The sequence below is a fragment of the Paraburkholderia caffeinilytica genome (assembly GCF_046030355.1).
Classification (GTDB): domain Bacteria; phylum Pseudomonadota; class Gammaproteobacteria; order Burkholderiales; family Burkholderiaceae; genus Paraburkholderia; species Paraburkholderia caffeinilytica_B.
Map to the genome: position 1 here is coordinate 260,209 of NZ_JAQQCQ010000006.1, position 19,931 is coordinate 280,139.

At 63.4% G+C, this 19,931-nt stretch carries 15 protein-coding genes; 10 read left to right on the plus strand and 5 right to left on the minus strand.

Features of this window, described 5'->3' with window-relative positions:
• Nucleotides 1-86: 86 nt before the first annotated feature.
• Nucleotides 87-1,043 (minus strand): sterol desaturase family protein, encoded by a 957-nt coding sequence (locus tag PQQ95_RS12450; RefSeq protein WP_408437673.1) that lies wholly within the window; start codon nt 1,041-1,043, stop codon nt 87-89.
• A gap of 195 nt (nt 1,044-1,238) precedes the next feature.
• Nucleotides 1,239-2,894: a D-alanyl-D-alanine carboxypeptidase/D-alanyl-D-alanine endopeptidase gene (gene dacB / locus PQQ95_RS12455; RefSeq protein ID WP_408437674.1), complete on the minus strand. Its 1,656-nt coding sequence runs from the start codon at nt 2,892-2,894 to the stop codon at nt 1,239-1,241.
• A 215-nt stretch (nt 2,895-3,109) separates the two neighbouring features.
• Between dacB and PQQ95_RS12460 the strand changes: the two genes are divergently transcribed.
• From PQQ95_RS12460 to PQQ95_RS12485, 6 genes are all read left to right on the plus strand, one after another.
• The gene (locus tag PQQ95_RS12460; RefSeq protein ID WP_408437675.1) at nt 3,110-3,772 is read left to right on the plus strand and encodes a response regulator; all 663 of its coding nucleotides are present in this window, start codon (nt 3,110-3,112) and stop codon (nt 3,770-3,772) included.
• A gap of 4 nt (nt 3,773-3,776) precedes the next feature.
• Nucleotides 3,777-5,078 (plus strand): ATP-binding protein, encoded by a 1,302-nt coding sequence (locus PQQ95_RS12465; protein ID WP_408437676.1) that lies wholly within the window; start codon nt 3,777-3,779, stop codon nt 5,076-5,078.
• A gap of 168 nt (nt 5,079-5,246) precedes the next feature.
• Nucleotides 5,247-6,764 carry a DegQ family serine endoprotease gene (locus tag PQQ95_RS12470; RefSeq protein WP_408437677.1) on the plus strand — a complete coding sequence of 506 codons (1,518 nt, stop codon included), beginning with the start codon at nt 5,247-5,249 and terminating at the stop codon, nt 6,762-6,764.
• 311 nt (nt 6,765-7,075) lie between these two features.
• Nucleotides 7,076-7,570 carry a carboxypeptidase regulatory-like domain-containing protein gene (locus PQQ95_RS12475; RefSeq protein ID WP_408437678.1) on the plus strand — a complete coding sequence of 165 codons (495 nt, stop codon included), beginning with the start codon at nt 7,076-7,078 and terminating at the stop codon, nt 7,568-7,570.
• A 199-nt stretch (nt 7,571-7,769) separates the two neighbouring features.
• A complete protein-coding gene (locus PQQ95_RS12480; protein WP_408437679.1) occupies nt 7,770-8,156 on the plus strand; it encodes a DUF427 domain-containing protein in 387 nt (128 codons plus the stop codon).
• Between the two features lie 32 nt (nt 8,157-8,188).
• Nucleotides 8,189-8,950 (plus strand): SRPBCC family protein, encoded by a 762-nt coding sequence (locus PQQ95_RS12485; RefSeq protein ID WP_408437680.1) that lies wholly within the window; start codon nt 8,189-8,191, stop codon nt 8,948-8,950.
• A 152-nt stretch (nt 8,951-9,102) separates the two neighbouring features.
• On the opposite strand, the gene PQQ95_RS12490 is transcribed toward PQQ95_RS12485, so the two are convergent.
• Nucleotides 9,103-10,098 carry a helix-turn-helix domain-containing protein gene (locus PQQ95_RS12490; protein WP_408437681.1) on the minus strand — a complete coding sequence of 332 codons (996 nt, stop codon included), beginning with the start codon at nt 10,096-10,098 and terminating at the stop codon, nt 9,103-9,105.
• A gap of 180 nt (nt 10,099-10,278) precedes the next feature.
• Here PQQ95_RS12490 and PQQ95_RS12495 point away from each other — a divergent pair, with 180 nt between their 5' ends.
• The gene (locus PQQ95_RS12495; protein WP_408437682.1) at nt 10,279-10,911 is read left to right on the plus strand and encodes a cysteine hydrolase family protein; all 633 of its coding nucleotides are present in this window, start codon (nt 10,279-10,281) and stop codon (nt 10,909-10,911) included.
• Nucleotides 10,912-10,929: 18 nt separating this feature from the next.
• Here PQQ95_RS12495 and PQQ95_RS12500 read toward each other — a convergent pair whose 3' ends face one another.
• Nucleotides 10,930-11,607 (minus strand): TetR family transcriptional regulator, encoded by a 678-nt coding sequence (locus PQQ95_RS12500; RefSeq protein ID WP_408437683.1) that lies wholly within the window; start codon nt 11,605-11,607, stop codon nt 10,930-10,932.
• 430 nt (nt 11,608-12,037) lie between these two features.
• Here PQQ95_RS12500 and PQQ95_RS12505 point away from each other — a divergent pair, with 430 nt between their 5' ends.
• Genes PQQ95_RS12505 through PQQ95_RS12515 form a run of 3 tightly spaced genes read left to right on the plus strand, consistent with a single transcriptional unit; the run spans nt 12,038 to nt 18,047 of the window.
• Complete coding sequence (locus PQQ95_RS12505) at nt 12,038-13,270, plus strand: efflux RND transporter periplasmic adaptor subunit (protein WP_408437684.1); 1,233 nt, start codon at nt 12,038-12,040, stop codon at nt 13,268-13,270.
• 18 nt (nt 13,271-13,288) lie between these two features.
• The gene (locus PQQ95_RS12510) at nt 13,289-16,498 is read left to right on the plus strand and encodes an efflux RND transporter permease subunit (protein WP_408437685.1); all 3,210 of its coding nucleotides are present in this window, start codon (nt 13,289-13,291) and stop codon (nt 16,496-16,498) included.
• 1 nt (nt 16,499) lies between these two features.
• Nucleotides 16,500-18,047, plus strand: coding sequence for an efflux transporter outer membrane subunit (locus tag PQQ95_RS12515; protein WP_408437686.1), 1,548 nt, complete (start codon nt 16,500-16,502; stop codon nt 18,045-18,047).
• A 216-nt stretch (nt 18,048-18,263) separates the two neighbouring features.
• Here the strand turns inward: PQQ95_RS12515 and PQQ95_RS12520 are convergent, their stop codons facing one another.
• Entirely contained in the window at nt 18,264-19,676 is a 1,413-nt protein-coding gene (locus PQQ95_RS12520) for a nucleobase:cation symporter-2 family protein (protein ID WP_408437687.1), read from the minus strand.
• Nucleotides 19,677-19,931: the final 255 nt, after the last annotated feature.

The window sequence follows — 19,931 nt, forward strand, 5'->3', positions numbered from 1 at the left end:
ACATCTCCTCGTATGTGTGGCTCTATGCCATGTATTGCAGGCATCGCCCACCGCGTCGGCGGCATGACGACAGCTTACAGAATCTTCTACGGCCTGCGCGGTGTTTGAAACGCGGTCGTATGGTTTTCTTCAATGCGCGTATCCCCGCTGGATGGCACGGCATGGGCACTCGCGCCGTGGCCGGCGGCGCGGCGCGCGTGATAATCCGCGGCCCATGCGGGCGGTGCGAACAACGCGCGCAACTTGTTGCGCCAGCCTCGCACGCTCACGAAATCGGCGGCCATCGACGCCCATTCGTGAAACGTCGCTTTCAGCGGGTTATAGGTGTGCAGCGGTTCGACGATGCCATACACCGGCGCATCGTGCGGATCTTCCTCGACGTAGCTGCCGAACAGGCGATCCCAGATCACCAGGACGCCGGCATAGTTGCGGTCGATATAGCGGTCGTTGCGCGCGTGATGCACGCGGTGGATCGACGGCGTATTGAACACGTATTCGAGCCAGCCAAGTTTGCCGATTGCCTGGGTGTGCACGAAAAACTGGAAGCCCAGGTTGATCAGCACGATCGCGACGATCTGCTTCGGCGGAAAGCCGAGCACGGCGAGCGGAATCCAGAACAGCCACATGCCGGCGATCGGATACATCAGGCTCTGCCGGAATGCGGTCGAAAAATTCATTCGTTCCGACGAGTGATGCACGACATGCGCGGCCCATAGCCAGCGCACACGGTGGCTGCACCGGTGAAACCAGTAATAGAGCAGATCCTGAGCAACGAACAGCACGACGAACGACACCCAGCTCGCCTGCCAGGTATAGACGCGATAGTGATCGTAGAAAAAAGCATAGACGGGGATGATCGCGAGCCACGCGAGTTTGTCGGCGGCTTGCTGCATCAGTGCGAGCGCGGCGTTGCAGAACGTATCGCGCCAGCTATAGATCTGCGCAGCGGGGCGCGTGCGCCGCAGGTGCCACGCCTCCCAGCCAATGCATGCGAGAAAGACTGGCGCCATGGCGAGCAGCAGCAATTCGGCATCGAATTGCATTGTGTCTTCCTCCGTGGTCCCTGGCCGCTGCGCTTGCCGCAGCGGACGTTGTCGTTATCGTTTGATTGGGCCACGCGGCCGTAACGGTTGCGCGGCTCGTGCGCTATGCGTTACGTTTTACGCGCGCCTCAAACACTGCCCGACAGCGTACACGCTTGGGCGCGTTGCGGCGCGTGGGTTCTATAGAAGGAATCCTCAATGGGCGCCGCGCTTGTGCGGGTTTTTCCTGGGCTTGCTGCCGCGCGGTTCGGCGACGGGGTCGGAGACCTTCGTGAATCCCTGGGACGGTCCCTGGTAGACCCATTCGAGCAAGGCGTCGTGCGCGGCGCGCGCGGCCTCCGAATGCGGGTCGTTGATCAGGCTCACCACCACATAGCTGTTGCCATCCGCCGAAGCCACGTAACCGGCGATTGCCCGCACGTCGCGCAGGGTGCCGGTCTTGATGTGCGCGTTGCCGCCCGCGCCCTGGTTGGTCAAGCGGTTGCGCATCGTGCCGTCGACACCCGCAATCGGCAGCGATTCCACGAACACCTGGGCGACCGGGCTCGCATTGGCCCGCTGCAGCAGATCGGCGAGCGAGAGCGCGGTAACGTGCTCGTCGCGGGACAGGCCCGAGCCGTTGTCGAGCGTCAGGTATTGCATGTCGATGCTGTCGCGGCGCAGAAACGCCTCGATGGCGCGCGCCGATTTCGCGGGCGTGGCGGGCGGTTTTTCTTCCGTTGCGCCGATCGTCAGGAACAGGTTGCGCGCCATCGTGTTGTTACTGAACTTGTTGATGTCGCGCACGATGTCGGCGAGCATCGGCCCCTGGTGTGTGGCGACGAGGCGCGCGCCGACCGGCACCGGACCTTCACGGGTCGCGCCGCTGAACGTGCCGCCGGTTTGCTGCCACAGGGCGAGGAAGCCGCCCGCGAAGAACGCGGAATGATCGAGTACCGCGACGTTGATCGTGCGTGGGCCGCAGCGCACCGGGTAGTCGCCGTCAAACGACGCCACCACGGTGCCGTTCGGCTGCGGCGTCACGGTGGGCGTGACGGCCTCGCCGCGGCATGGGCCGTTGATCGCGTGCATCTGATTGTCGATCTGCAACTGCGAGAGCGCGGGCAGCACGTCGATGGCGACGTTGCCGTCCGGGGAAGGCGTCAGCGTGAACGACAGCGATTTGAAGGCGTACAGCAGCGGATCGGGGCCGACGTTGTACGGCGCGGTGGTGTCGTCGTCGAACGGCGGCAGATCGCGCGTGGACGTGTCGAAGTAGCGCTTGTCGAGCACCAGCGCGCCGTCGATGCCGTTGATGCCCGCCTTGTGCAGCTTCTGCACGAGGTCGATCAGTTCTTCGGGCACGAGTTTCGGATCGCCCGTGCCCTGAATGTACAGATTGCCGTGCAGCACGCCGTTGGCGTCGAGCGTGCCGTCCGCGTAGGCGCTCGTGCGCCAGCGGTATTCCGGACCGAGGATCGACAGGCCGGCGTAGGTGGTGACGAGTTTCATCGTCGAGGCGGGCATCATCGGCTTGCCGGCGTTCAGCGCGACGATCGGCGTGCGATCGCCCACTTTCTCGACCACCACGCTGATCGACGATAAGGGCACGTGTGCGCGCTGCAGGCCGATCATCACCGGCTGTGGCAACACCGTGGTGACGTTGACGCTCGGATGCGTGGCCTTGACGCGCGCCTGCGCGGCGCTCGGCAACGCCGCGCCGCAGCCGAGCGCCGCGCAGGCGAGCAGCAGCGCCGTCGTACGCGCGGCGAACCGGCGAGGCAAGGCATCTGCGGGGGAAGAAGACAGCGGACGCAGCGCCACACGGCGCGCGAGAGAAGGCAAAAAGGCAGGCAAAAAAACGTGCGTCATGGACAGGCGAAGAAGCAAGATTTCGGGGCGCGGTGGCGCGCGGCATCCAGAGTGTGTCGAAGCATCGCGTGACGCGCAGAACACCGCGGCGCGACGCAAAGCGCCCATTGTAGAGACATGCCGCAACGCTGCGGTGAAAAAGCGTCCGCGGCGTGCATGCCGGGAGCGGGGCGCTAGAATGCGGCATCATCAAATGTTTCGGGACCGTGCCAACCATGCGCATATTGCTAGTCGAAGACGACCGGATGATTGCCGAAGGCGTGCGTAAGGCGCTACGCGGTGAAGGCTTCGCGGTCGACTGGGTGGAAGACGGCGAAGCGGCGCTCAGCGCTGCGGCCAGCCAACCTTACGATCTGGTGCTGCTCGATCTCGGCCTGCCCAAACGCGACGGTCTCGACGTGCTGCGCACGCTGCGCGCCAAAGGCCACGCCATTCCGGTGCTGATCGTCACGGCGCGTGATGCGGTCGCTGATCGCGTCAAAGGTCTCGACGCCGGCGCGGACGACTACCTCGTCAAACCTTTCGATCTCGACGAACTCGGTGCCCGTATGCGCGCGCTGATTCGCCGGCAGTCGGGCCGCAGCGATTCGACGATTCGCCATGGCAATCTGACGCTCGATCCGGCCTCGCATCAGGTCACGCTCGACGGCGCGCCGGTCGCGTTGTCGGCGCGTGAATTCGCCCTGCTCGAAGCCTTGATCGCGCGGCCCGGCGCGGTGCTTTCGAAGAGCCAGCTCGAAGAAAAAATGTATGGCTGGGGCGAGGAAATCGGCAGCAACACCGTCGAGGTCTACATTCACGCCCTGCGCAAGAAGCTCGGCGCGGACCTGATTCGCAACGTGCGCGGTCTGGGCTACATGATCGCCAAGGACGCCTGAGCCGATGCGTTCGATTCGCCGTCAATTGCTGTTCTGGCTGCTGGCGCTGGTGTTGCTCGGCGTCGGCATTGCGGGTTGGCTGATCTACCGGCAAGCACTTGCCGAAGCCAACGAATTATTCGATTACCAGTTGGAGCAGATCGCCGCGGCACTGCCGTCAGAGCCGTTCTCGCAAGTGCTCGGTTCGCGCGACACCGGCGACGAAGGCATCGTGCTGCAAATCTGGAACCGCAATGGCGTGCTGATGTACTACTCGCGCCCGCGTGCGCCGCTTGCGCCGCGCGCCGAACTCGGCTTTTCGACCGAGCACACGGAACGCGGCGATTGGCGGGTGTATGGCGCGATCGTCGGCGATAACGTCGTGCAGCTGGCGCAGCCGGTTTCGGTGCGCAACCGGCTGGCGGCAAATGTGGCGTTGCGGACGTTGTGGCCGTTGATCGTGCTGTTGCCTTTGTTGGGCGTGGCGGTGTGGGTGGTGGTCGGGCGCGGGCTGCGGCCATTGCGGCGCGTGACCAGCGCGCTCGACGCACGTCACCCCGAGGCGCTCGATCCCTTGCCCGATCAGCGTCTGCCGCTCGAAGTACAACCGCTCGTGCGGGCATTGAACGGCCTGCTCGAACGGCTCGCCACCGCGCTCGATATTCAGAAAGCATTCGTCGCCGATGCCGCGCACGAATTGCGCACGCCGCTTGCCGCCGTGCAGATCCAGTCGCAACTGGTGGCTCGCGCGAAAGACGACACCACGCGCAGCGAAGCGCTGGCTGATCTGCAAGCGGGTGTTACGCGCGCCACGCGTCTCGCCGAGCAATTGCTGGCGCTCGCGCGTTCGGAGCCGGATGGCGTCGCCGCGACGAACGCGATCGATCTGCACGCGCTGCTGCAGGACTGTGTGGTGGCATATGCGCCGCTTGCGCAGAATCGCGGCGTCGATCTCGGGATCGAGGCGAGCGAACCGGCCACGGTGACGGGCGACGCCGACGCGCTGCGCGTCATGTTCAACAACCTCGTTGATAACGCGACCAAATACACGCCGCGCGGCGGCCGGGTCGACGTCAGTCTGCATGTCGAAGCAGGGCGTCCGGTGGTGCGGATTGCGGACAGCGGGCCGGGCATCGAGCCGGCCGAACGCGATCGCGTATTTGATCGCTTCTACCGGGCCGGCGCCGGTGTGAACCGCGCGCGCACCGATGTGGCGGGCAGCGGTCTCGGTCTTGCGATCGTGCGCCGCATCGCTACCCAGCACCATGCGACGGTGAAGCTCGACGAATCGCAAGCGGGTGGTTTGCAGGTCGAAGTGCGTTTCTGACTATGAGGCTTTCGGTTCGTAAAGTGGCTCAAACATGGCTTAAGCGGGGCTTAAACAAGCTTAAAACGTAGGCTTGATGCGATCTGGCGCTGCTTAAGACTCTTTTAAGCGATGCCACGTACGCTTCATCTCATTCCAAAGCCTCTTTCTCCCAGTCAGGAGTACACGATGAACGCGAAAACCTTGTCCCGCAGCGCTGTTGCAGTGGCTGTCGCCGTGGCGCTGTCCGCCGGCTATGTGGCGGGGCATCGCGACGTGCCCGCGCCGCAGGTGATCACACCGGCGCAGGCCGCGATGATGCCTGCCGAAGCCGCCGCGAAAACCGGCGTGCCCGATTTCTCAGGTCTCGTCGAAACCTACGGCCCGGCTGTGGTCAACATCAGCGCGAAGCACGTGGTCAAGCAGGCGGCATTGCGCGGCAACGGCGGTAATGGCGTCGGCGGCGGCAACCAGTTGCCGATCGACCCGAGCGATCCGTTCTACCAGTTCTATAAGCACTTCTTCGGCGGCATGCCGGGCATGCAAGGCGGCGACGGCGGCGATGCGCCCGATCAGCCGAGCGCGAGCCTCGGTTCGGGATTCATCGTCAGCAGCGACGGCTACATCCTGACCAACGCCCACGTGGTGGACGGCGCGAACGTCGTCACCGTGAAGCTCACCGACAAGCGTGAATTCAAGGCGAAAGTGGTCGGCGCCGACAAGCAGTCCGACGTCGCCGTGCTGAAGATCGACGCCAGCAGCCTGCCGACCGTGAAGATCGGCGATCCGCGTCAGAGCAAGGTCGGCCAGTGGGTGGTCGCGATCGGCTCGCCGTACGGTTTCGACAACACGGTGACCTCGGGCATCATCAGCGCGAAGTCGCGCTCGCTGCCGAACGAAAACTACACGCCGTTCATCCAGACGGACGTGCCGGTGAATCCGGGCAACTCGGGTGGACCGCTGTTCAATCTGCAAGGCGAAGTGATCGGCATCAACTCGATGATCTATTCGCAGACGGGCGGCTTCCAGGGCCTTTCGTTCGCGATCCCGATCAATGAAGCGATCAAGGTCAAGGACGACCTCGTCAAGACCGGCCATGTGAGCCGCGGACGTCTCGGCGTCGCGGTGCAGGGTATGAACCAGACGCTGGCCGATTCGTTCGGCATGCAAAAGCCGCAAGGCGCGCTCGTCAGCTCGGTCGATCCGGGCGGCCCGGCCGCCAAGGGCGGGCTGCAACCGGGCGACGTGATCCTGTCGGTGAATGGCGAGCCGGTCGGCGATTCGTCGGATCTGCCGTCGCAGGTCGCGGGTCTGGCGCCGGGCAGCTCGGCCACCGTGCAAGTGTGGCGCGACAAGACCACCAAAGACCTGAAGGTGACGATCGGGTCGTTGTCGGATGCCAAGGTGGCCTCGGATAAAGCCGATCAGCCGACCCAGTTGCAAGGCCGTCTCGGTGTGGCGGTGCGGCCGCTGACGCCGGAAGAGAAGAGCGGTGCGTCGGTGTCGCACGGTCTGCTGGTGCAGCAATCGGGTGGCGCGGCTGAAAATGCCGGCATCCAGCCGGGCGACGTGATCCTGGCGGTCAACGGCCGACCAGTCACGAGCGTCGATCAGTTGAAGCAGATGATCGCCGGCGCGGGTAATAGCATCGCATTGCTGATCCAGCGGGATAACGCGCAGATTTTCGTGCCGGTCGATCTCGGCTGAGTGTGGGCGGACTAGTCAGACGGAAAGCACAGGCGACGTGCCGGGTTGACCGGTCCACACATTCATTGAAGCAATGCTTGCCGGTCCTTGCACTTTCTGCCGACGGACCGGCATTTTTGTCTGTCTCAAAGCCGTACTTAAAGCCTTGAGTCAACGCTGTGAAGCAGGGCGCTCTACGCCGCGTGGCATGGCGCAGCAGCGGTTTCCATACGATACCGACTGACGGCTGGCACGCAGGTTGCGTCTGCGTTGTCGATCTGGATCCTCCGAGGGACTCCCGGACGACAAGGACCTTAAGAAGGAGAGAACTGATGAAAACCCAACGCAAGCAGCGAAGGATCGTAGCCGCCGCGGTATGCGCGGCGCTGACGCTCGGTCTGGCGGGCGGCGCGTATGCGCAGGCGAGTGACGTAACCGGTGGCACGACCACCGACCAAAGCAGCGCGGGCAACGCCAACGGCGGCGGCCTGCCGCAAATCCAGCAGCAGGGCGACGTCTCCTTCGTGTCGGGCGGCGTCGGTCTCGACGAATCGAAAGCATTGCAGCACGCGCAAAGCCAGTGGCCGCTGTCGATGCGCTTCACCGGCCCCGGCTCCGATTTCCTCGCCGACATCCACGTGCGAATCGTCGATGCCCACGACGGCAATGTGCTGACCGCCACCTCGCGTGGACCGTACATGCTGGTCAAGCTGCGCCCTGGCCGCTATACCGTGCACGCGCAATACAAGGACAACGATCAAACCAAGGCGGTGACGATTCCGGCCAAGGGCACCGCCAAGGCCGCGTTCTACTGGAATACGCAATGAGCGCGCAATAAGCGGCTCGCTTCTCTGAGCGGCGCCGGGCACGACACGCCGGCACTATTAGGAAGGCCGCGCAATCGGATGAAGTTTGGTCGATAATGAAGCCACGGGCGTACCCCGTGGCTTTTTGTTTGTACGACCGTACGCCGAGTTGCACACCCGGGTTGAACACCCGGGTTGTACACCATCACGGAGCCGGGACATGAGCGATGCCTTGACACCTCACGGAGGCCCCGGCACGGGCGGGCACACCATCGCCATCAGCGGTAACAACCATCGGGTGCGTGTGATTCACGGCGGCGTGACAATGGCCGACACTCAGGCCGGCTTGACGCTCACCGAAACCGGCTTGCCGGACGTATTCTATTTTCCGCGCGGCGACGTCAACATGGCGCGCCTCGAACGGTCCACCCATACTTCGCACTGCCCGTTCAAGGGCGATGCCTCGTACTACCATCTGCGCACCGAAGACGGTCTGATCGAAAATGCTGTCTGGAGCTATGAGACGCCGCTCGAGCCGGCGGTACGGATAAAAGGGTATCTCGCGTTTTACGCATCGCGCGTCGACCGCATCGATCAGACATCCTGACCGGCTGTCGCGCGTTCATCGGGGAGGCTGTCATGGAACTGAACGACGCGTTACGGATTCCGCTTGCGCCGTCCGACGTTTGGGACGCATTGCAGGACCTCGCCTTGTTGCGTGCCAGCCTCGATAACTGCGAGTCGTTCACGCGGCTTGGCCATGGCGAATATGCGCTCATCATGACCGTGCCGCTTGGGCCGTTGCGCGCCCGTTACGAGGCGCGCGCCCACATAGCCGGCCAGGATTCCGGACCGGCGGACGCGCAGCGCCGTACCATCAACTTCAAGGCGCGCGCCGAGGGCATCGGTTCGTTGCGCGGACAGATCGAAGTGAGGTTGCGCGCTGAGGACGGCTCGCATGGCGTGGGTCGGGAGCGGGGCACGCGGATCGACTACACGATCTGGGCGACCGCGTCCGGGCCGCTCGCCGAACTGCCTACGCGCCAGTTGGAAAACGCGTTGCATCAACTGGCCGACGATTTTTTCGACGAGTTCGGCGCGGTCGTTCGCGCGAAGCATGGGCAAGGGCCGAACCGCGCTCGCAGTTCGGCTGGGCGTCGGCAGCATGTGTTTCTGCGGCCGATCACGCTCGGCGGCATCGCCCGGCGTACGCGCGTGGAGCACGGCAATGCGCTGACCGGGCGGGCGGCGAGCGCGTCGCATGGGGGGGGCCACGGTATGTCGCATGGGGTTTCGCATCGCGAGCCCAGTCCGCATGTAGTGCCGAACTGGGCGTGGGCGGTGATGATTTTTCTGGTGGCGCTGCTGTTATATGTGGCGCGCTGGATTAGCGAACAGTAACGGACTGGCTTGGCCTCTCTTGGCCCACCGCTGTCGTGTCGGCGCGACTACGAAATTCCGGTGGTTACTACGAAACGCCGTTGGCCATGCGGCATTTGCGGTCCCTGAGCGCTTGATCCGTGACTGATCCGTTCTGATCGCTTCATCCGCGTTCACACGCCGCGAAACTCCCGCCTCCACGCGGATGGCGAGGTGCGGAACGCTTCCGCGAAATGCTGCCGTAGCGAGGCAGTCGAACCGAATCCCGCAATTCCCGCGATCGCTTCCACGGACTCATCCGTGCTTTCCAGCAGTTGCTGCGCGCGGGCGAGCCGCTGCGCCAGCAGCCATGCGCTAACGGTCGTGCCGGTGGCGAGCCGGAAGCGCCGCGTAAAGGTACGGCGGCTCATCAGCGCGCGCTCGGCGAGCGTGTCGAGCGTATGCGGCGCATCCAGATTCCCGCTCACCCATTCGAGCAGACAGGACAGGCGGTCGCCGCGGACGTTCGGCGCGACCGGCTGCTGAATGTATTGCGCCTGATTGCCCTGCCGATGCGGCGGCACTACCAGCCGGCGCGCGACATAGTTCGCCGCTTGCGCGCCGCACATCTTGCGCAGGACATGCAGGCAGCAGTCGAGGCCGGCAGCGGTGCCGGCCGAGGTCAGCACGTTGCCGTCGTCGACATAGAGCACGTCCGGATCGAGCCGCACGCGCGGATAGCGGCGCGCGAAGTCGTCCGCCCAAGCCCAGTGAGTCGACGCCGGCCGGTCGTCGAGAATGCCGGCGGCGGCCAGCACGAATGCGCCGAGGCACAGCCCGACCAGTTGGGCGCCGCGAGCATGGGCGGCGCGCACGGCGTCGAGCAGGGCGTCGGGCGGCGTCTCGTTCGGATCTCGCCAGCTCGGCACGATGATCGTGTGCGCGTCGGCGAGCGCGTCCAGCCCATGCGTAACGGCAATCGAGAAACCGGCCGTGGTGGTCAAGGCGCCGCGCTCGGCGGCGCAGACGCGAAAGTCGAATTCGGGCAAGCCGGCGCCGCTGCGCTCCTCGCCGAACACCACGCACGGCACCGAAAGATGGAATGGGCTGATGCCGTCGAACGCGACCACCGCGACGATGTGGCGGGGCGCGTCGCCGCGCTCCGCAGTGGAGGAAGTGGGAGTCGCCATCCGATGCCGTCGTCCTATGAAATTCAACGATGATCCAACATGGCCCGATTCTAGCGAATATTGTCATTCGGGTCGCTGTCGGCGAAAAGGCGGCTGACGAACAATGCAGTCATCGCCGCTGTCCATACAGCGCCCGCCCCGGGCCACGCAGCGCGAGCCTTATCTCACAGGAGTCTTGCCATGACTACACCGCGCCGTGCGCTGATCGTGATCGACGTGCAGAACGAATATGTGACGGGCGATCTGCCGATCGAATACCCGGATGTGCGAACCTCGCTGGCCAACATCGGCCGCGCGATGGACGCGGCGCGCGCTGCCGGCGTGCCGGTGGTGGTCGTGCAACATTTCTCGTCGGCCGGCTCGCCGGTGTTTGCGCGCGGCAGCGAAGGCGCCGCGCTGCATCCGGTGGTGGGCGAGCGGGAACACGATCACTATATTGAGAAGTCGCTGGCGAGCGCCTTTGCCGGTACTGATCTCGCCGACTGGCTGGCCGCGCAGCAGGTCGACACGCTGACGGTCGTCGGTTACATGACGCATAACTGCGACGCGTCGACGATCAACCACGCGTGGCATGCCGGGCTTGCCGTCGAATTTCTGCACGACGCAACCGGCTCGCTGCCCTACGAGAACAGCGCGGGCTTTGCGAGCGCAGAGGAGATTCACCGGGTTTTCAGCGTGGTCTTGCAGTCGAACTTCGCGGCGGTGGCGAGTACGGAACAGTGGATTGCGGCGGTGCAGGGCGGCCCGGCGCTCGAGCGCGGCAATATCTACACGTCGAGTCAGAAGGCGCGTGCGCGCGGGGTCGCCGCGTAATTATCGCCGCTTAAGTATCTAGCCAGTCTGGTCGGGTGAGCGGGCGGCCGGCGCCGTCCGATTCCCGGTGCGCAACGCCGGACTCAGCAGCAAGGCATCGAACATCCCGGCGACCATCTGCTCCGCGTGCTTGCCAAAGTCTGTCGCATCCGGCAGGAACAGCATGTCGCGCAGCGAGCCGCTGACGAACGCGTGGACCATCGCCGCGGCCATCTTCGTGTCGAGATCGGGCGGCAACTGCGCTTTGGAGATCGCATTGCGCAGACCGCCTTCGATCTTCCCCAGCCCTTCGCGCATGTTGGTCTGATAGCGGATCATCACCGGTCCCATCTCCTGGACCAGCTCACACTTCAGAAACAGAATGTCGAACACCCGCCGGCGGCGCGGGTCGTTGGCGGTGTCGCGCAGGCAGACCGTGCAGATTTCCATCAGGCGCCCAAGCGGGTCGGGCTCATTGGGGTCTTGCGAGGCGGCCTTGAGTTCGTCGAGCGGGAGCAGCACGCGGTCGAACATTTCGGTAAACAGATCGCTTTTGTGCGCGAAATGCCAATAGATGGCGCCGCGCGTGACGCCGGCGGCCTGCGCAATGTCGGCGAGCGACGTGCGCGACACGCCTTTCTCGAAGAAAACCCGTTCGGCCGCGTCGAGAATGCTGTTGCGCGTCTCCTGCGCCTCTTCTTTGGTTCTTCTGACCATATTGCCGTGACCTGCCCTGATTGTGGGGGTTTTCCCGGGCGCTTTTAAGTACGCTCGATGACAATCTGTCTGCTGTTAAGCAATTTACGAAGCGATCTTGCAGACCCCCTGCCCGCAAAGATGTAAACGCACTTTTACATGCATTCATGAATGTATATATAATAGCATCCCACGATCGGATAGCCCAAGCCGTGACGACCGGTTAATATCCGTCACTGTTGCCTTTCAAAACGCTCTTGCGCCGTGCCCCGACGGGCGGCGCCGTGCGGCATTTTCCCGGTATGGCGCATTTCGCTCAGGATGCCCCTGCAGGTGCGGTTTGCATCCACGGGCTTCCGGTCACGCGTCGCAAGACGCATGTGTGCGCTGTCGTCCCCGGGGTAGGGATGCGCGCACTTTTTCATTCTCAGTCTTTGACAGAGGTCGCTCCATGCGCGTCGAACGGGTTCCATTCCGCTTAATCAGTGCCGCGACGGCTGCCGTATTGCTGGCAGCGTGCGGACCAAAACAATCTGCCCCGCCGCAACAAACGCCCGAAGTTGGCGTCGTCACCGTTCAGCCGACGGCTGTGCCCGTCGTTACCGAATTGCCGGGCCGCACCAGTGCCTTCCTCGTCGCGCAAGTGCGTGCACGGGTCGACGGCATCGTGCTGCGCCGCGAATTCACGGAAGGCGGTGAGGTCAAGGCCGGTCAGCGTCTGTACAAGATCGATCCGGCGCCTTACATCGCGACCTTGAACAACGCGAAGGCAACGCTGGCGAAAGCCCAGGCCAACCTCGCGTCGACCACGGCGCAAGCCAACCGCTACAAGGTGCTGGTTGCCGCCAACGCGGTCAGCAAGCAGGACTACGACAACGCGGTGGCCGCAGAAGGCCAGGCCGCGGCTGACGTCGCCGCCGGCAAGGCCGCGGTGGACACGGCGCAGATCAATCTCGGCTACACCGACGTGACCTCGCCGGTGACCGGCCAGATCGGCGTATCGCAAGTCACGCCGGGCGCGTACGTGCAGGCGAGCGCCGCGACGCTGCTGGCAACGGTCCAGCAACTCGATCCGGTCTACGTGGATCTGACGCAATCCAGCCTCGACGGTCTGAAGCTGCGCCGCGACGTGCAGGAAGGGCGCCTGAAGACGAGCGGCCCGGACGCCGCCAAGGTCTCGCTGATTCTCGAAGACGGCCGCACCTATTCCGAAAAGGGCAAGCTGCAGTTCACCGACGTAACGGTCGACCAGAGCACGGGCTCGGTGACGGTTCGCGCAATCTTCAAGAACACGGACAAGGTGCTGCTGCCGGGCATGTTTGTGCGCGCGAGGATCGAGGAAGGCGTGAACGACAACGCGCTCGTCGTGCCGCAAGTCGGCGTGACGCACGACCAGAAGGGTCAGCCGACCGCACTGGTGGTCGGCGACGACAACAAGGTCGCGTTGCGTCAGCTCGTCACCTCGGGCACGTACGGTTCGAACTGGGTGGTGGAAAGCGGCCTGAAGGCCGGCGACCGCGTGATTGTCCAGGGCACCGACAAGGCGCATCCGGGGCAAGAGGTCAAGGCCGTTGCCGCGCAACTTCCCGCCACACCCGCTTCCGACGCATCTGCTCAGGGTGCGCCGGCCGCCAGCGGTGCGACGCAGACGGCTCAACCCGCTTCTGCTGCATCGGGCGCGTAATAACAGGGAGCCCGCCTCATGGCAAAGTTCTTTATTGATCGCCCAATTTTTGCATGGGTGATCGCCATTATTCTGATGCTCGCGGGTATCGCGTCGGTCTTTACGTTGCCGATCGCGCAATACCCGACCATCGCGCCGCCGGCCGTGCAGATCAGTGCAACGTACCCGGGCGCATCGGCGAAAACGGTGGAAAACACCGTCACGCAGGTGATCGAGCAGCAGATGAGTGGTCTCGACCACTTGCTGTATCTGTCGTCCACTTCGGACGACTCGGGTACGGCAACCATCACGCTGACGTTCGCAGCCGGCACCAATCCTGACATCGCGCAGGTGCAGGTGCAGAACAAGCTGCAGCTCGCCACGCCGCTGTTGCCGCAAGCCGTGCAGCAGTTGGGCACCAAGGTCACGAAGTCGAGCAGCAGCTTCTTGCTGGTGATGGCGTTCGTGTCCGAAGACGGCAGCATGAACAAGTACGACCTCGCCAACTACGTCGCGTCGAACATTCAGGATCCGGTCAGCCGGATCGACGGTGTGGGTACGGTGACGCTGTTCGGCTCGCAGTACGCCATGCGGATCTGGCTGGACGCGAACAAGCTGACCAACTTCGGCCTCACGCCGGTGGACGTGCAGACCGCGCTGACCAACCAGAACGTGCAGGTCGCGGGCGGTTCGCTCGGCGGCACGCCGTCGGTGCCGGGGCAGGTGCTGCAGGCGACCATCACGGAAGCCACGCTGCTGAATACGCCTGAACAGTTCGGCAACGTGCTGCTCAAGGTGAATCCGGATGGCTCGCAGGTCCGCATCAAGGACGTGGCGCGCATCGAGCTCGGTGGCGAAAACTACAACTTCGACACCAAGTACAACGGTCAGCCGACGGCAGGTTTCGGTATTCAGCTCGCCACGGGTGCTAACGCACTGGCTACGGCCAAGGCGGTGCGCACGAAGGTCGCGGAACTGTCGAAGTACTTCCCGCATGGCCTCGTCGTGCAGTATCCGTACGACACCACGCCGTTCGTGCGCCTGTCGATCGAAGAAGTGGTCAAGACGCTGCTCGAAGGTATCGTGCTGGTGTTCCTGGTCATGTACCTGTTCCTGCAGAACCTGCGCGCCACGCTGATCCCGACGATCGCGGTGCCGGTGGTGCTGCTGGGCACGTTCGCGGTCATGGGTCTGGTGGGCTTCTCGATCAACACGCTGTCCATGTTCGGGCTCGTGCTGGCGATCGGCCTGCTGGTGGACGATGCGATCGTGGTGGTGGAAAACGTCGAGCGGGTGATGCAGGAGGAGGGCTTATCGCCTCGAGATGCGACCCGCAAGGCGATGGACCAGATTACCGGCGCGCTGATCGGCGTGGCGCTCGTGCTCTCGGCGGTGTTTGTGCCGGTGGCGTTCTCGGGTGGTTCGGTCGGCGCGATTTACCGGCAGTTCTCGCTGACGATCGTGGCGGCAATGGTGCTGTCCGTGCTGGTCGCGTTGATTCTGACGCCGGCGCTGTGCGCGACGATTCTCAAGCCGATCGAAAAGGGCCATCAGGAAAGAACCACCGGTTTCTTCGGCTGGTTCAACCGCACGTTCAACAAGAGCCGCGACAAGTATCACTCGGGTGTTCACCACGTGATCAAGCGCTCGGGCCGTTGGCTGATCATCTACATGGTGGTGATCTTCGCGGTGGGCCTGCTGTTCGTGAAGTTGCCGAAGTCGTTCCTGCCTGACGAAGACCAGGGCACGATGTTCGTGCTGGTGCAGACGCCGTCCGGCTCGACGCAGGAAACCACGGCGCGCGCGCTGAAGGACGTCTCCGACTACCTGCTCAACGGCGAGAAGAGCATTGTCGAATCGACCTTCACCGTGAACGGCTTCAGTTTCGCCGGCCGCGGTCAGAACGCTGGTCTCGTGTTCGTGCGGATGAAGGATTACGCGGAGCGTCAGCATTCGGATCAGAAGGTGCAGGCGCTGGTTGGCCGTCTCTTCATGCATTTCTCGGGCTACAAGAACGCGCTGGTGTATCCGGTGAATCCGCCGTCGATTCCTGAACTCGGCACGGCCGCCGGCTTCGACTTCGAGTTGCAGGATCGCGCCGGGATTGGCCACGAGAAGCTGATGCAGGCTCGCAACATGCTGCTGGGCATGGCCGCGAAAGATCCGACGCTGGCTCAGGTGCGTCCGAACGGCCTGAACGATACGCCGCAGTTCACGGTGAACATCGATCACGAGAAGGCTTCCGCGCTCGGCGTGTCGCTGTCGGTGATCGACCAGACGTTCTCGATCGCATGGGCGTCGCAGTACGTGAACAACTTCCTCGATACGGACGGCCGGATCAAGAAGGTGTATCTGCAAGGTGACGCACCGTTCCGGATGAAACCGGAAGACCTGAACGCCTGGTACGTGCGTAATACGGCGGGTGGCATGGTGCCGTTCTCATCGTTCGCGAGCGGTACGTGGTCCTACGGATCGCCGAAGCTCGAGCGCTACAACGGTATCTCGGCAGTGGAAATCCAGGGCGCGGCGGCACCGGGCAAGTCGACCGGTCAGGCGATGACCGCCATGGAAGCACTCGTGGCGAAGCTGCCGGCGGGTATCGGCTACGAATGGACGGGCTTGTCGTTGCAGGAACGCCAGTCCGGTTCGCAGGCGCCGATTCTGTACGGCATCTCGATCCTCGTCGTGTTCCTCTGTCTCGCGGCGCTGTATGAAAGCTGGTCGATCCCGTTCTCGGTGATCATGGTGGTGCCGCTCGGCGTGATCGGCGCACTGCTGGCCGCTACGCTGCGCGGGCTCGAGAACGACGTGTTCTTCCAGGTGGGTCTGCTGACCACGGTGGGGCTGTCGGCGAAGAACGCGATTCTGATCGTGGAATTCGCCCGCGAGTTGCAGCAGGGTGAAGGGATGGGGCCGATCGAGGCCGCGCTCGAAGCCGCGCGTCTGCGGTTGCGTCCGATTCTGATGACGTCGCTCGCGTTCATTCTCGGCGTGATGCCGCTCGCGATCAGTAACGGTGCGGGTTCGGCCAGCCAGCACGCCATTGGTACGGGCGTGATCGGCGGGATGTTGACGGCGACCTTCCTCGCGATTTTCATGATCCCGATGTTCTTCGTCGTGATCCGCGCGAAATTCGGCGGTGAGAAGGAAGACCCGGATGAGGCGCTCGCACACTACAACCAGCACCATCCGCATGATCCGCAAGGTGGCGGCTCCGCTGGTAATGGTTCGGGCAAGGACGGACATTGAGATGCAAAAACACTCTTTGATTGCAGTGGCGGTTGCGCTGTTCGCCGCGGGTTGCACAATGGCGCCGAAGTACCATCGCCCGGATGAACCCGTGTCGGCGACCTTCCCGACCGGCGGCGTGTATGAAACCCAGCCGGGCGCGACCCAACCGGGTGCGGGGCCCACGGGCACGTCGACCGCGGCGCGCAGCGCCAACGGTCAGGCGGCGGCCGATATCGGCTGGCGCGATTTCTTCGTCGATCCGCGCATGCAGCGGTTGATCGAGATCGCGCTGAAGAACAACCGTGATCTGCGCGTGTCGGTGCTGAATATGCAGGCGTCGGCGGCGCAGTACCGCATCGTTCGTGCGGGTCTGTTCCCGACGCTCGACGCAGCGGCTTCGCAAAGCAAGCAGCGCACGCCACGGGACCTGTCGTCCACGCCCATGACGATCACGAACACGTACTCGGTCGGTCTGAACGCGTCGTGGGAAATCGACTTCTTCGGGCGCATTCAAAGCCTGAAGGATCAGGCGTTGGCGCAGTACCTGGCCACCGCTCAGGCTCGTAAAGCGGCGGAAATCCTGCTGGTGTCGCAAGTTGCCGATCAGTACCTGACGGTGCTCGAACTCGACGATCTGCTGACGGTGACGCAGAACACGCTGAAGACCTCGCAGGAGTCGTATCGGATCGCCAAGCTTCAATTCGATAACGGTACAGGTTCGGAACTCGATTTGCGGCAGTCGCAAACCGTGGTCGAACAGGCCAACGCGAACCTGCAGGCGCAGGCACGTCTGCGCGCCCAGGGTGAGAACGCGCTGGTGCTGTTGCTCGGCGAGCCTTTGCCTGCCGACTTGCCGCCGGGCCTGACGCTGAACGACCAGAATCTCCTCACGGATATTCCGGCGGGTCTGCCGTCCGATCTGCTGACGCGTCGTCCGGACATCATGGAGGCCGAACAGAATCTGCTGGCGGCCAACGCGAACATTGGCGCGGCACGAGCGGCGTTCTTCCCGAAGGTCTCGTTGACCGGCAGCTTCGGCACGCTGAGCCCTTCGCTCGGCGGCTTGTTCAAGCCGGGTTCGGCGGCGTGGAGCTTTGCGCCGTCGATTACGCTGCCGATCTTCGAGGGCGGTGAGAATCTCGCCAACCTCGACCTTGCCAACATCCAGAAGAAAGTGCAGATCGCAACGTATGAAAAGGCGATCCAGACGGCCTTCCGCGAAGTGGCGGACGGATTGGCGGCACGCGGCACGTACGATCAGCAGATCCAGGCGCTGGAGCGCAATACCTTTGCCGAACAGCGTCGACTGGATTTGTCGAATCTGCGTTATACGAACGGTGTCGACAGCTATCTGTCGGTGCTGACCGCACAGACTGATTTGTATTCGTCGCAGCAGTCTTTGATCACCGCGCGGATGCAACGTCTCCAGAACCTGGTCGATTTGTACCAGGCCTTGGGCGGAGGCTGGATCGAGCGGGCCGGCGAGCAGCCGCGTCCGGCAGATGCGCCGGTCGACTACGGTGCGGCGAGTGCGCCGGTGGCGGCTTCGGCAGCTGCTGCGGGCTAGGCCGAGGGACTGAGCCGGCGGCGGGTTACAGTTACGCCGGCTTCAGTCCAGTAATAGCTGGCGCGCACGGATGGTTTCAGTTTCAAGGAAGCGGTCCTGCTCAGTCGGTAATAAAAAAACGCCACGGCATGCCGTGGCGTTTTTATTGATACGTACCTCACTTCACCTCAGCGCCCTGGCGATCTCTGTCGCGCGGCGCTGGCTGCAGCCAGATGCTCAGTGCGCATCCGCGGCACGCAGCATCTCATCGCCGCCCGCAGGCTCATTACCACCGCGTCCGTCGAAATCATGGCCGGTCTTGCGGATTTCGCACTGCGCCTTCTTCTCGCTCTTCACACCGTTGAAGATCAGGTTCAGCACGACCGCCGACACCGACGCCAGCAAAATCCCGCTATGCAACAGCGGCGACAGCGCCGGCGGCAGCTTCGAGAAAAATTGCGGCGAGACCACCGGTACCAGACCCATGCCGATACTGACCGCGACGATGAACAGGTTGTGGTGGTTCCTCACGAAGTCAACCTTGGCGAGCACCTTGATGCCGTTCGCGGCGACCATGCCGAACATCACGATGCCGGCGCCGCCGAGCACGAAAGCGGGCACGGAAGCCACCACTTGCGCCATCTTCGGGAACAGGCCAAGCAACACCAGGATCACGCCGCCCATTGCGCAGACAAAGCGGCTCTTCACGCCCGTCACGCCGATCAGGCCAACGTTCTGTGAGAACGAGGTATGCGGAAACGAGTTGAAGATACCGCCGATCAGCGTGCCCAGACCGTCGACACGCAGACCACGCACCAGCGTCTTCTGATCCACCGGACGATCCACCATGTCGCCGACCGCGAGGAACATGCCGGTCGATTCGATGAAGGTGACGAACATCACGGTGACCATCGTCGCGATCGCGAGCGGATCGAAATGCGGCAGCCCGAAGTGGAACGGCATCACAATGCCGACCCACGGTGCGTGCGTGACGCCGTCCATGTTCACGCGGCCGAGCGCCAGCGCGATGATGAAACCCGCAACGATGCCGAGCAGCACCGAAATATTGGCGAGGAAGCCCTTGGCGAACTTGTTGATCAACAGAATCAGCATCAGCACCATCAGCGACAGACCGAGGTAGACCGGGTTGCCGTAATCAGGATTGCCCACACCGCCGGCTGCCCAGTTGATGCCCACTTCCATCAGCGAGAGGCCGATCACTGAGATCACCACGCCGATCACCACCGGTGGGAAAAAGCGCAGCAGCTTGCCGACCATCGGCGCGAGAAGGATGCCGATGACGCCGGCCGCGATCGTCGAGCCGAAGATGTCGAGAATGCCGAGCGAAGGATTGGTGCCGATTGCGACCATCGGACCGACGGCTGCGAACGTGCAACCCATGATGACCGGCAGACGGATGCCGAAGATCCACAGACCGAGCGTCTGAATCAGCGTGGCGATGCCGCAGGAAAACAGATCGGCGCTGATCAGGAACGCGATCTGGTCTTTCGGCAATTTCAGCGCCGCACCGATGATCAGCGGCACCGCAACTGCGCCTGCGTACATCACCAAAACGTGCTGAATGCCGAGCGTCAGCAACTGGCCCGCGGGCAGTCGCTCGTCGCACGGGTGAACCGTGTTCGATTGCATTTTGTCTCTCTCCACCATCTCGTTTTGGGATGGCTCCAAGGTATGCGGAACGAAAAGCCGCAACAAGACCACTGGGGCCTATTCCGGCATTCCCGGTGACGATATGGGTGAGGCTCATTTGAAAGCAAAAAGAAATGCGTGCGCCGCACAAATCGGCCGTCAGCCCCTTGCAGCGGCCATGGATGCTCGCTCGCCGCGCGTGCCCGTCGTAATAGGATATGTGTGAGAATCAATGAGGTGTATCTCGCTCGTCGC

Bases quoted from the DNA above. Each gene is read 5' to 3' on its own strand.
- PQQ95_RS12450 (WP_408437673.1), bottom strand. From the start codon at position 1,043: ATGCAATTCGATGCCGAATTGCTGCTGCTCGCCATGGCGCCAGTCTTT.
- dacB (WP_408437674.1), bottom strand. From the start codon at position 2,894: ATGACGCACGTTTTTTTGCCTGCCTTTTTGCCTTCTCTCGCGCGCCGT.
- PQQ95_RS12460 (WP_408437675.1), top strand. From the start codon at position 3,110: ATGCGCATATTGCTAGTCGAAGACGACCGGATGATTGCCGAAGGCGTG.
- PQQ95_RS12465 (WP_408437676.1), top strand. From the start codon at position 3,777: ATGCGTTCGATTCGCCGTCAATTGCTGTTCTGGCTGCTGGCGCTGGTG.
- PQQ95_RS12470 (WP_408437677.1), top strand. From the start codon at position 5,247: ATGAACGCGAAAACCTTGTCCCGCAGCGCTGTTGCAGTGGCTGTCGCC.
- PQQ95_RS12475 (WP_408437678.1), top strand. From the start codon at position 7,076: ATGAAAACCCAACGCAAGCAGCGAAGGATCGTAGCCGCCGCGGTATGC.
- PQQ95_RS12480 (WP_408437679.1), top strand. From the start codon at position 7,770: ATGAGCGATGCCTTGACACCTCACGGAGGCCCCGGCACGGGCGGGCAC.
- PQQ95_RS12485 (WP_408437680.1), top strand. From the start codon at position 8,189: ATGGAACTGAACGACGCGTTACGGATTCCGCTTGCGCCGTCCGACGTT.
- PQQ95_RS12490 (WP_408437681.1), bottom strand. From the start codon at position 10,098: ATGGCGACTCCCACTTCCTCCACTGCGGAGCGCGGCGACGCGCCCCGC.
- PQQ95_RS12495 (WP_408437682.1), top strand. From the start codon at position 10,279: ATGACTACACCGCGCCGTGCGCTGATCGTGATCGACGTGCAGAACGAA.
- PQQ95_RS12500 (WP_408437683.1), bottom strand. From the start codon at position 11,607: ATGGTCAGAAGAACCAAAGAAGAGGCGCAGGAGACGCGCAACAGCATT.
- PQQ95_RS12505 (WP_408437684.1), top strand. From the start codon at position 12,038: ATGCGCGTCGAACGGGTTCCATTCCGCTTAATCAGTGCCGCGACGGCT.
- PQQ95_RS12510 (WP_408437685.1), top strand. From the start codon at position 13,289: ATGGCAAAGTTCTTTATTGATCGCCCAATTTTTGCATGGGTGATCGCC.
- PQQ95_RS12515 (WP_408437686.1), top strand. From the start codon at position 16,500: ATGCAAAAACACTCTTTGATTGCAGTGGCGGTTGCGCTGTTCGCCGCG.
- PQQ95_RS12520 (WP_408437687.1), bottom strand. From the start codon at position 19,676: ATGCAATCGAACACGGTTCACCCGTGCGACGAGCGACTGCCCGCGGGC.